Raw genomic sequence first — 11929 nt, 5'->3', positions numbered from 1 at the left:
TCTATGAATATTGACGCCGCGCTTGTACCGCTCTTAAGCGCTGCTGGCACCTTTGCTTTTACCTTGGTTTTTTCATTGCTGCTAATGTGGTTGTTTTTGCACCGGCAAAAGCAAGCGTTTGAGCTGCGAGCTGGTGAAGCAGCTTCGACACACAAAGCGCTTGAACAGCAGCTCGCTGCCGATGCCCTGGCGCGCGTGCAACTGCAAACAGAGCTTGAGGCTAAGGTGCAGGGCCTTAAGCAAATGCAAGACGAACGAGAGCGCCTTGAGTTGGAACTTGACAAGCAGCGCAGTACTGCTGTCAATGCACAAAAGCAGCTGGAGGTTAGCGAGGCCACCGCAAAAGAGCGCGAGCAAAGCTTTGCGCGGCAACTCGAGCAATTTGAAACACAAAAGCAGAGTTTGAAAAAAGAGTTTGAGCTACTCGCGGCAAAGATTTTTGATGAAAAAGGCAAAAGCTTTGACGCTCAGAGCCGAGGCCAGCTCGACAGTGTGCTCAAACCTTTTAAAGAGCAGATGCAGGCCTTTCAGCAGCGTGTCAATGAAGTGCACAGCGAGAGCCTGCAGGGCACAACAAAGCTCGAAGCGCAGATCAAACACGTGCTCGACGTCGGCCTGAAAATGAGTGATGAAGCAAAGACCTTAGCGTCTGCCTTGAAAGGTGATAAAAAAGCCCAGGGCAGTTGGTCGGAAGTTCAAGCAGAACTACTGTTGGAAATGAGCGGTTTGGTTCAGGGGCGCGAGTACTTGCGCGAAGCCAGTTATAAAACGGAAGACGGCCGCGATCAACGGCCCGATTTTATTGTGAACCTGCCAAATGACAAACACATTATTATTGACAGTAAAATTTCTCTGGTGGCTTACATAGAGGCGACCGCTGCTAAAACAGAAGAAGAGCAGCAGTTGTGTATGAAGCGCCATGTCGAGGCCATTCGCAGCCACGTAAAAAGCTTGAGTGAAAAAAACTACGCGCAGCTTAAAGGGCTCAATAGCCCTGAATATATTTTTATGTTTATCGGCAACGAGGCCGCGTATCTTGCCGCCGCAGACTACGAACCGGCGCTGTTCCAGGAGGCCTATCGCAAAGGCATTGCCATCGTGACGCCAAATACACTGTTGTCGAGCTTGCGCATTGTTGCCCATCTGTGGTCCATCGATAAGCAAAATGCCAACACTCGCCAGCTCGCCGAACAGGCGGCCAAGGTCTATGACAAGTTGAGGGTTTTTGCGGAAAAAATGCAAAAGCTCGGCACACAAATAGGGACGGTGCAAAAAACCTATGACGAGAGCTGGAACACCTTAAAAGATGGCCGCGGCTCGCTCGCCAAGCAGGTTGATAAGTTTGTTGATATGGGGGTCAGCGTCAAAGAAAAACTCCCCGCCGCATTGACGGAAAAAGAACTATTAGATTCTAAAGAATAAGCGTTGCTGCCGTTTTCGCCCTTGTCAGCTCAAGGGCGCTCGCGGGACGCTGTGGATACATCCGTGTAAGCTAAACGATGGCTTCCCTGCCATCGATTCCCGCTCAACCCTTGAGCGGGCAAGGGCTGACAGTGTGCAAGCCCTAGTATTGTCTTGTTATATTTTTCCAATTATTTCTTTGTTTTCCCAATTAGTTAAAGCTTTTTAAAAAGTAGGCCGTAGCTAGCCGAGAAGTGGCTTAAGGTGTGAGCCGGAATCAGAGCCATGGATGGCGATGTTTAGCCTACAGGGAAGTATTGACGGCGCCGGTGATGGCCTTAAGCCACTTGTCGGCGGAAAATTAGCACGGTCAATATTTACAAATTAACATCGTGTTGGGAAGTGCTGCTGCCGTAGCTCGCCCTTGCCAGCTCAAGGGCGCTCGCGGGACGCTGTGGATACATCCATATAAGCTAAACGTTGGGCTAAACGATGGCTTCCCTGCCATCGATTCCCGCTCAACCCTTAAGCGGGCAGGGGCTGACAGTGTTTAAGCCCTAGTATTGTCTTCTTACTATTCTTCCAATTAGTTAAAGCTTTTTAAAAAGTAGACCTGAGCTAGCCGACAAGTGACTTAAGGTTTGAGCCGGAATCAGAGCCATGGATGGCGATGTTTAGCCTACACGGAAGTATTGACGGCGCCGGCGATGGCCTTAAGCCACTTGTCGGCGGAAAATTAGCACAGTCAAAGTTTACAAATTAACAGCTTGTTGGGAAACGCTGCCGTAGTTAGCCCTTGGCTGCTCAGGGGCTCTCGCGGGACGCTGTGGATATATCCATATAAGCTAAACGATGGGCTAAACGATGGCTTCCCTGCCATCGATTCCCGCTCAACCCTTAAGCGGGCAAGGGCTGACAATGTGCGAGTTCCTCTATACTCACTCAATCCTTGAGCGGTAAGCGCTGGTAAGCGCAAATATCACGCATTATTTATTAAGCGTGCGCCTGTTCAAGCTCCGGTTTTTGCTGTTTGGCTTGATTAAAATCTCGGGCAAAAAGCATATAAATGGCCGGAAGCACCACCAGGCTAAACAAGGTGCCTATCGCCATGCCCAGTACAAGTACCAAACCGATGGAGTTTCGTGCCTCTGCACCGGCGCCGGCTGCAAAAATAAGCGGGGTATGGCCTGCGATGGTTGCAATGCTGGTCATCAATACCGGCCTCAAGCGCACAAAACTGGCATCTTTAACGGCTTGCAATTTACTCATACCTTTTTCTTGCAGATTGTTAGCAAATTCAACCACCAAAATGCCGTTGCGCACAATCAAGCCTATTAAGGTTACCAAACCCACCTGAGAATAAATATTCAAGGTACTGGTCCAGCCGTCTGTCCAGTGGGGCATAAACGACTTTAAGAAAGTAAAAACCAATGCGCCGAAAATGGCCATAGGTACCGAGCCAAGTAAAATAATCAGCGGGTCGCGGAAACTATTAAACTGCGCTGCCAGCACCATAAAAATAATAATGGTGGCAAAACTAATGGCCGGAATAAATTTATTGCCTTCCGTGCGCAACTGGCGAGACTCGCCGGTGTAATCGATAGAATAATTACCCGGTAAAATCTCCGCAGATTTTTGCTCCATAAATTGCAGGGCGTCATCCAGTGGCACGATAGGGAAGCCGCTGAGTTTGACCGCATTTAATTGCTGGAAGCGGTTCAGTGAACGCGGCACGGTGCTGTCGCTGATGCTGGCGATTTCCGCAAGGCGAATGAGCTCACCCTGGGGGCCGCTAATATAAAGATCTTTTAAATCTTCCGGCGTTAAACGTGCGCTGCGTTGAACCTGGGGAATAACACGATAACTCATGCCGTGCATATTAAAGCGGTTGACGTAATTGCCGCCGAGCAAGATAGCAAGATCGCGGGTAACGGTTTGTAGGTTTAAGCCGTAGTCCGCAACTTTATCTTTGTCGATCAACACCTGGGCGTTGGGCTGGTCGTATTTCATATCGAGCATAGGCGGAAAAGCAAATTTGCCACTGGCTGCCGCAGCCTGCTGTAACTCGCTTGCAAAATTGTAGATTTCTCCGGCTGGCGCCGTCGATAAAATGACAAAATTCACCGGGAAGTTAGAGCCGCCGGGCAGAGACGGTGGCGTAGCCGGCATTACATTAAGGCCTGCAACCTGGCTCAAAGACGCTTGTACTTCGGGCAAAATCTGAAAAACGGTGCGCTCGCGCTCACTCCAGGGTTTGGTAACCATGCCGGCAAAACCGCCAGTGGGGAAGGTCACCTGAAAGGTGAAGTCGGTTTCTTCAACATTTTGAAACGCCGTGTTGACTTGCTTGGCGTAAAACGCGCTTTGATCGATGGTGGCGTCGGCCGGGGTCTCAACAAAACCAAAAATAACGCCCTGATCTTCCGTCGGTGCCAGCTCTTTGGGAGAGAGCACATAAAGGGGGACGATCATCAAGGTCAGCGCAAACCACAAGAAGTACACCGAGTATTTATGGCGCAACGTTGCGTCGACAAACGCCGAGTACCAATCGCGAAAGCGCTCAAACGGCGCTTCCAAAGGCCCGGCCATTTTTTTGTTGGCCTGCAGCAGTTTGGAGCCGAGCATGGGGCTCAAGGTTACGGCGACAATGGCGCTGACAACAATGGCGCCGGCGAGGGTAATGGCAAACTCCCGGAATAAAGAGCCGGTCAGGCCACCCTGGAAAGCAATTGGTACATAGACCGAAACAATGGTGACGGTCATCGAGATAATGGGGCCTATTAGTTCGCGCGCGGCATCAATGGCGGCGTCAAAGGGGCTTTTGCCCTCTTCGATATGGCGCTCGACGTTCTCGACCATGATAATCGCATCGTCGACCACCAGGCCAACGCTGAGAACAATCGCAAGCAAGGTTAGCAAGTTCAGCGAGAAACCAAAGATCTGAATAATAAATACCGCACCTATCAGTGACAGCGGAATGGCCAAGAGCGGAATCAGCACCGAACGGCTAAAGCCCAAGAACAAAAAGATCACAATGGTGATGATGATCAGTGTCTCGATTAGGGTGGCGGTGACCTCGGTAATGGCTTCGGCGATATAGGCCGTTGCATCGTAGCTGAGTTCGGCGTCGAGGCCGCTCGGCAGCACCGCTTGGATAAGGTCCATTTCTTTTTTAACGTCGGCGATAACATCGAGCGCATTGGCGGTTGGCAGGACCCAAACGCCCATAAAAATAGCCGTTTTACCGCTGTAGTTTACAACCGTGTTGTAATCCTGGGCGCCGAGCTCAACATCGGCGATATCTTCCAGGCGAATGGTGCCGTCGGGGCTTTGGCGCACTATCAGTTTGCGAAAATCTTCAACGGTGCGAAGGTCGGTGTTGGCGCTTAAATTAACTTGCGTCAGTGCGCCTTTGGTTTGGCCGAGCGTGCTCTGCACATTGTTGACCGCCAGCGCTTGGTAAACCTCTGCCGGGCTGACTTTGTACGCGGCCATGTTTTCGGGTTTAAGCCAGGCGCGCATGGCGAAGGTGCGGCCGCCGAGAATATCGGCTTTTTGTACACCGGGCAGGGCGGACAGACGCGGCTGAATCGCGCGCACCAGGTAGTCGGTGATCTGGCTTTGGCTCAGCACATCGGAGCTAAAGCTCAAATAAGCTGAGGCGACCTCTTCATCGGGCGAGGTGATCGTTAGTGCCGGTATCTCCGCTTCCGGTGGCAGCTCGCCGCGAATCTGGTTGACCTTGGCGCTGATCTCGGACATCGCGCGCACTGGGTCGTAGTTGAGCTTGAGCACCGCGTTGACGGTTGAATAGCCGAGCGCACTGACGCTCTCGACATAGTCGATGCCGTCGGCGGACGAAATCGCGCGCTCGATCGGCGTGGTGATAAAACCCTGAACCAATTCGGCACTGGCGCCAACGTAGACCGTTTGAATGCTGATCACCGCCGAGTCGCTCTCGGGGTATTGGCGCACGGTCAGGTTCATCGCCGCCTGCAGGCCGGCGATTAAAATAAGCATGCTCACGACAATGCTTAAAACCGGCCGGCGGATAAAAATATCGGTAAATTTCATCGTCGCCCCTTAGCTGTCTTGCGGCTGAGGATTTAGGCTGTACTCAGCTTCTTCGTTGTCGGTGATAATCACCGGCTGGCCGTTAAAGAGCTTGAAGGCGCCCGCACTGGCAACTTTGTCGCCCACGTTCAAACCCTTGCCGATGGCAACAAAATCGCCCCGGCGAGCAATAATTTGAATAAATTGCTGGCGCGCTTGTAGCTGACCGCTGTCTTTGTTTTCTTCGATTAGAAAGACGGTATCGCCGTAGGGGGCGTAGATCACGGCGGTTGACGGCACCACCAAAAACTCTTCCCGCTCGGGCAGGGCCACACGCACCTCGACCGCCATGCCAGGCAGCAGTTGGCCATCGACGTTTTCAAGGGTGGCCTGTACGTCGATATTGCGGGTAATTTCATCGACCGCCGCACCGACGGCACTAATGCTGCCGGCGACATTGGCGTCTTTGTTTTCGATCATATTGACACTCACCGCTTGGCCGGGCTGTACCTGGGCCAGCCAGCGCTGCGGCACCGGAAAGTCCACTTTCAGGTTGTTGTGGGAATACAGATCAACAATGGCGCTGCCGGCGCGCAGATCTTCGCCGATGTCGACTTCGCGAATACCCAGGCGGCCGCTAAAGCTTGCGCGAATTTCTTTTTTGGCAACGGCGCTGGCTAGGTTTTGTACATTGGCCTGGGCGGCGTCGAGATCTTGCTTGGCGGTTTCGTACTGGCTTTCACTGACGGTATTTTTACGGCGCAGCTCGTTAACCTGCTTGAAGTTGTACTGAGCCAGGCGCAGTTGAGCTTCGGCGGCCTTTAGCATGGCGCGCTCACTGCTGCTGTCTTGCTTTAACAGCAAGTCGCCGGCGTTAACGCTGTCGCCGGACTTGAAGTGTATGCTTTCGACGCGGCCGGCAAGTTCGGCCATAACGGTGATACCCTCATCGGCGCGCACGGTGCCGATGGCGCGAATAGAGTTGCTCCACTGCTGCTTTTCGGCGGCAAATACGCTGACCGCCGATGGCGGAATACTGGCATTGGCGCCGGCTTCTGCCATGGATTTAAATTGCAGGGCTTTGATGCCGCCAACAACAATAACAATAAAGAGAACGACGCCGAGAACGATCAGTGGCGCTTTGAACTTGCTCATACAGCTGCCTTACTTGGGTGGGGGCCGAGGCCTAAATTTTGGAGCAGCTATGGTACTTGATTCTCATCTAAAGCATACGTTGTCAGGCCTGTTTTTTTGTGCGTCTATCGATTTTTTTGTAATTACGGTTTTTTTAATAGCTGAAATTTAAAATCGAGCTGTATTTCCGTGGCTGTCATTTCGCGAAGCGCCTGTTTGCAGCTGTCGTCGGCGCTCCAGTAGTACGGCGTCATCGTCAGCAGTTCAAGCAGCGCCGGGCCGTCGAGCTCCACGCTGTATTTAAGCTGTTCTTCACAGGCAAGCTCAAGTGATAAACCGAGCTCAAGTTTGGCGCCCTCGTGGTTTTTGGCCTGTTTGTAGACTCTGGCGGCAAGTTGCTTGAGATGCTCCGGGCCTGCGCCGGCAATAAGTAGCAGGCCTCCGGGCTTTAACACTCGCTCGGCTTCGGCAATATTCAGCGGAGAGAAAATACTCAGTAACAGGTCAAAGCTGTTGTCAAAGTAGGGCAGGTTTTTGGCGCTGGCTACACTGAAGTGTGCTTGTTTGTGTTGTTTGGCACTGAGGCGCGCCGCGCTTTTAGCAATATCGATGCCGTGCAGATCGAGCTGATTGGGCGCGAGTTTTTCCGCAAGCTGCATAAGGTAATAACCGTCGCCGCAGCCAATATCGAGTACGGCATTGATGGCGCGAGCGTCGCGAATTAATTGCTGTTGAATCAATTCAAACTGGCGCTGGGCAAAGCGCTGGTAAAAGCCGCGCTGCAAAAATAGCCGGCGGCTTTGCATCATTGCCGGGCTGTCGCCGGGCTCGAGGCTTTTTTTATTCTGCACGGGCAGCAGATTGACATAACCTTCTTTGGCAACATCAAAGCAGTGTTTGTTTAAGCAGTGCCAGCTTTTGTTTTCGAACACAAGCGTTTGTTCACACAGCGGGCAGCGATAGGCCGGGGTCATGGGTAAGTCTCGGTGCAAAAGCGCGCAGTGTACTGCTTTGGCGCGCGGCTGTTAATGCAGGCGCGCCTGGTTTGGTCAGCGCAGGCGTTTGTATCCGAGCCCGGCGCCGGCTTTAAATAATACGCGAATAGCGGTTTTGATCGGCGGCTGAACGTTTGGCGATGTACTGATCAAAGAGCTTGCACACACTGCGCGCCAGCAGGCGCCCGGCGTCGAGGATCTCCAGGTTGTTGTCGCGCAGCACGATAAGGCCGTCGCTGTGCAGTTCGTGCAGCGCGGGCAGGGCGTCGGAAAAATACTCGTGAAAATCGATGCCAAAGTTTTGTTTTAGCTGCATAAAATCGAGTTTAAATTGACACAGCAAGGTATTGATCACGTCGCGGCGAATAAGGTCGTCTCGGTTTAAGTCGTAGCCTTTGTCTAGAGGTAAGGTGCCGGCATCGAGCGCGCCGTAATATCGATCGAGTAATTTGACGTTTTGCGCGTAGTGCTCGCCTAACGAGCTAATGGCACTTAAACCAAAGGCGTGCAGAACGCCGTTGTTGTGGGTGGCGTAACCCTGGAAGTTTCTCTGCATGCTGCCGTCGAGCTGGGCGAGGCTAAGGGCGTCGCTGTTTTTGGCAAAGTGATCCATGCCGATATAACGATAGCCATTGCTGCACAGCTGATTAATGCTGTTGTGCAAAATCTCAAGCTTTTCTTGAGGCTCGGGCAGTTCACTGGCATTGATCTGTTTTTGTGATTTAAACAGGTGCGGCATGTGCGCGTAGTTAAATAGGCTCAGTCTGTCGGGGCTGAGTTCGATGACTTCATCGAGGGTCTGTTGAAAGCTGCTGGCACTTTGTTTTGGCAGGCCGTAAATCAAATCAACGGAAATGGAGTTAAATTCGAGCTCGCGCGCTTTTTTGATCAGCGCCTGCACTTCTTGTTTGCTGTTAAAGCGGTTCACCGCTTGCTGAACCTCGGGGTTAAAGTCTTGCAGGCCCAGACTTAGGCGGTTAAAGCCGATGTTTTTTAAATGCTCAAGGCGCTGGCCGTCGACACTTTGCGGATGGATTTCAATGGCGCATTCAAAGTTGTCGCTGGCAAAACGAAACTGCTCGGCAATAAAAAGCATTAGTGCCTGCAGTTGTTCATCGTCTAAGTAAGTTGGGGTGCCGCCGCCAAAGTGAATTTGCTCAACTTCGGCGTAGTCGGGGATGCGTTTGGCTTTAAGGGCGATCTCTTTTTTTAAGTAGTTCAGATACTTTGCCGCGTGGCTGCGGTTGGCGGTGACAATTTTACTGCAGCCACAGTAATAACAAATGGTGTCGCAAAACGGGATGTGCAGGTAGAGCGAAATGCGCTGGCTGCGGTTGAGCACACTGTCGCTTGCCTGCTGCCAATCTTGTTCCGAGTAATTGCCATCAAATTGTGGTGCGGTCGGGTAGGAGGTGTAGCGCGGGCCGGTTAAATCGTATTTGCGAATCAGTTCAAGATCCCAGAACTGATCTCCTTGCGTTTCGAAAGTTAAAGCCATGGTATCCCCCTCGTTAAGACATAGCGCTGCGCTGGACGTGGTGCTGGGCTTAGTGCCAAGCGTGGTGCCAAGCGTGGTGCCGGGTGCAGCGCAGCAGCGCACATCGCAATTGTGCTCTATTTATGTTGTTGATCGGCGACAGCTCGGCGTCCCTGGCGAGCTTATCGCATTTGACCGGCCAGTATGGCCGTGTTCTGCGCGCTGCTTTTGACGGGGGTCAAGCTTGTGTTGTTTGAATGCATAAGTGCAGCGCTGCATATCGGCGCTGCTGTTACTGATCTGGCCGGCCTGTGTGCCCGGCCTTGTGTGTTCGACCTTGTGTAATTGAATAGACACTTGGCATAAAAATCATTGTGTTCAGTGCTGAACGGTATTGAAGTTTTGACCGGCCCTGCCGATGACTGGCACTAGGGAACTCGTCTGTACCGCTTAGCTTTCTAACAGCGGCGAGATTTCTAATATTAGGGAGTTTTTAACAAAGTCTTTGCTCAAGACCTTCGTAACTTAGACCTTCGTAACTTAGGCCTTGGGAATTTAGACCTTTGTAAATTAGACGCTTGATAAAACAGGCGTCGTTAATTTAAGCAGGCTGCAGCTCGGAGCTTTGCCATCGATGAAATCAGGAGGCCCCATGACACTTTCTACGTCGAATACTGCGCTTCACCAGCGCAACCACTATCAACAATTGCAATACCAACGCTCGGGCTCCGGCGTACAAAGTTCACAGCGCGGCGCGGATGACGGGCACACTTCGGCAGCCGGGGGCGCCGGGAATCAGGCCTCAGAGGCTTCTGCGTATTCGCAACCGGCGTCAAAGGCACTCGAGGGCTCCGGCCGCACTGACGCCGCTAATACCATTCTTGCGTTTATTAATGGCCGCTTGCAGATCGACGCCGCCGAGGGCGCCAGCGACGAGCAGTTAGTCTCGCGCCTTGAAGCCGGCCTCCAGGGTTTTTTGCAGGGTTATCATGAAGCTTACGAGCAGCTAAGTGCCTTGGCGATGCTTTATCCTGAAGTCGAAGAAGCGATTGAGCAGACCTTTAGTGATGTGCTCGACGGCATCGACGCGATCGCAGAAGATCTCGGTATCGCCTCGCCGGTGACAGACCAGCTTCGCGAACAGCAGGCCGAGCGCCGCGCGACGGCAAAACTAAATAGTGTTGAGGCTGAGCCGCTGCCTGTATTTTCGGCGCCGGCGCAGGCTGGTGAAACAAGGCCGGGGGGCAACTCTGAAGCCGATAATTTGCGTTCACTGATCGAGGCTTCAAGTTTTGATTATCGTCGCAGTGAAAGCCGAAGTTTTGCGTTTGATTTAACTACGAAAGATGGTGATCGTGTACAGATTCGCGCGGCCTATGCCCAGGGCAGCGTCTTGCAGGGGCAAAAAGTGGCCTATGGCGATGAAACGCTGTCGGGCAGTTTTCACGCGGCTGCGGGTTTTTATCTCGATATTCAGGGCGAGCTTGACGATGACGAGCTCGCTGCCATCGAAGATTTGCTCACCCAGGTGCGCGAGGTCAGCGATTTATTTTTTAACGGTGATATCAATGCCGCATTTGAGCACGCAAGCGAGCTTGGTTTTAACAGCGAAGAAATTGCGCGCTTTTCTTTGAAGCTGCGCTACGAATACAGCGCTCAAACCGATACAACTTATGCTTCCGCGCCGGCAAAAGCTGAGGCGACCGGTGAGCCATTTGATAAACACGATGAGCAATTAATGCTGTTGGCGCGTTTTGTTCAGGCGCTTGAAGATATGAGGCATAAATCGCAGGCCTTGGGGCTGTTTTCTGCGCTGCCCGAACAGTTAGTTGAGCAAAGTGGCGCTCAGGCAGAGAGCGTGATGGCGCAACTTATCGAAGATCTGGATGCGCTCGCTTAGTATCGCTTAGGGCTTATTTCACAGGGTGATGCTTTTGTCACCCGGTGTCTTAGCCCATCGCCGCCATTTTAATTCCAGGGTTTTAATGCCGCCTACATAATTATCATCCACAAGGTAGTAGGATAGGGTTCTGTCGCCGCGGACAAAATTATGTAATAAGCGTGAGATAAAGCTTCGATCCGGGCCGGTTTGCATAAGAAGGTTAACAAATTGCCCTGCCTGGGATTGTAGGCTGGAATTGTTAGCCATATGTCGCCCCCAATCGCTGCTTTTCATTTTTAGCAACTGTTCAACGCTTAATATTTTCCCGGTTTTAACATCTTGTTGGACTATGCGTTGATTTATCTTGTGGGCTTGAATGTTCAGGCGCCCATTGTTTTTGCTAATAAACTCCATTTGCTCGGCGAGGCCTTCGTTTAGCCAGCGCGGGGTGTACGTGCTTAGCGTGTCAACAATTGCGTGGCTAGTTTCATGTTTAATTGTTCTAAATGTTCGGCTGCGATCTTGTTCGTTTATATAGGTATATATTCTATTGTGTGAGCGCAGATAAACACCCAGTGAGTGGCGGGCGTCATAGTGGTAAGTTTTTTGTAAGTGGCTGATGTAGGCGCTTTTGTCACTTAGAACAGTGATGCTTACCGGAACGGTTTTGTAAAAATCAAAAAACAACACACGATCATAAAACTCGTAAACCCAGTTTACACCTTCGGCAATCTGCCTTTGCTCGTTTGCGCTCAGCGTCGCGCCTATGGTTTTGACTTCAATGTTATAGCGGTTCCACGCACTTTGTTGGGTGTCGAGTGTGATTTGCTCTTGTTGAATATGCCCGTGTTTTTTATCGCTAAAATGAACCTTGCCATTTGCGTCTGTCCACTTGTATATCCCGGCGCTTGTTGTGCCGGTCGCGGCGGTTACTAGTACTAAATGATAAATTAGCGCGCTTTTAAACAAGGACATGGATGTTTGTAG

Annotated in this window: 7 protein-coding genes; 2 read left to right on the top strand and 5 right to left on the bottom strand. The window is 51.7% G+C overall.

From position 1 onward, the window contains the following. Positions 1–3: 3 nt before the first annotated feature. Positions 4–1422: a DNA recombination protein RmuC gene (locus tag CFK45_RS02140; RefSeq protein ID WP_096084742.1), complete on the top strand. Its 1419-nt coding sequence runs from the start codon at positions 4–6 to the stop codon at positions 1420–1422. Positions 1423–2394: 972 nt separating this feature from the next. Here the strand turns inward: CFK45_RS02140 and CFK45_RS02135 are convergent. The 4 genes from CFK45_RS02135 to hemN form a co-directional block, all read right to left on the bottom strand. Continuing rightward, the gene (locus tag CFK45_RS02135) at positions 2395–5475 is read right to left on the bottom strand and encodes an efflux RND transporter permease subunit (protein WP_096084741.1); all 3081 of its coding nucleotides are present in this window, start codon (positions 5473–5475) and stop codon (positions 2395–2397) included. A gap of 9 nt (positions 5476–5484) precedes the next feature. Next, positions 5485–6609 carry an efflux RND transporter periplasmic adaptor subunit gene (locus CFK45_RS02130; RefSeq protein ID WP_096084740.1) on the bottom strand — a complete coding sequence of 375 codons (1125 nt, stop codon included), beginning with the start codon at positions 6607–6609 and terminating at the stop codon, positions 5485–5487. Between the two features lie 122 nt (positions 6610–6731). Beyond that, positions 6732–7562 carry a putative RNA methyltransferase gene (locus CFK45_RS02125; protein ID WP_096084739.1) on the bottom strand — a complete coding sequence of 277 codons (831 nt, stop codon included), beginning with the start codon at positions 7560–7562 and terminating at the stop codon, positions 6732–6734. Positions 7563–7674: 112 nt separating this feature from the next. Beyond that, positions 7675–9081, bottom strand: a complete 1407-nt coding sequence (hemN, locus tag CFK45_RS02120) for an oxygen-independent coproporphyrinogen III oxidase (protein WP_096084738.1) — start codon at positions 9079–9081, stop codon at positions 7675–7677. A gap of 631 nt (positions 9082–9712) precedes the next feature. Between hemN and CFK45_RS02115 the strand changes: the two genes are divergently transcribed. Further along, positions 9713–10960 carry a DUF5610 domain-containing protein gene (locus CFK45_RS02115; RefSeq protein WP_096084737.1) on the top strand — a complete coding sequence of 416 codons (1248 nt, stop codon included), beginning with the start codon at positions 9713–9715 and terminating at the stop codon, positions 10958–10960. Between the two features lie 18 nt (positions 10961–10978). On the opposite strand, the gene CFK45_RS02110 is transcribed toward CFK45_RS02115, so the two are convergent. Next, positions 10979–11917: a DUF4124 domain-containing protein gene (locus CFK45_RS02110; RefSeq protein WP_158224573.1), complete on the bottom strand. Its 939-nt coding sequence runs from the start codon at positions 11915–11917 to the stop codon at positions 10979–10981. Positions 11918–11929 lie beyond the last annotated feature (12 nt).

This window comes from Agaribacterium haliotis (assembly GCF_002312815.1).
Taxonomy (GTDB): Bacteria; Pseudomonadota; Gammaproteobacteria; order Pseudomonadales; family Cellvibrionaceae; genus Agaribacterium; species Agaribacterium haliotis.
Note: the sequence above shows the minus strand (reverse complement) of the source record. Positions and strands in the feature narration are given on the sequence as shown.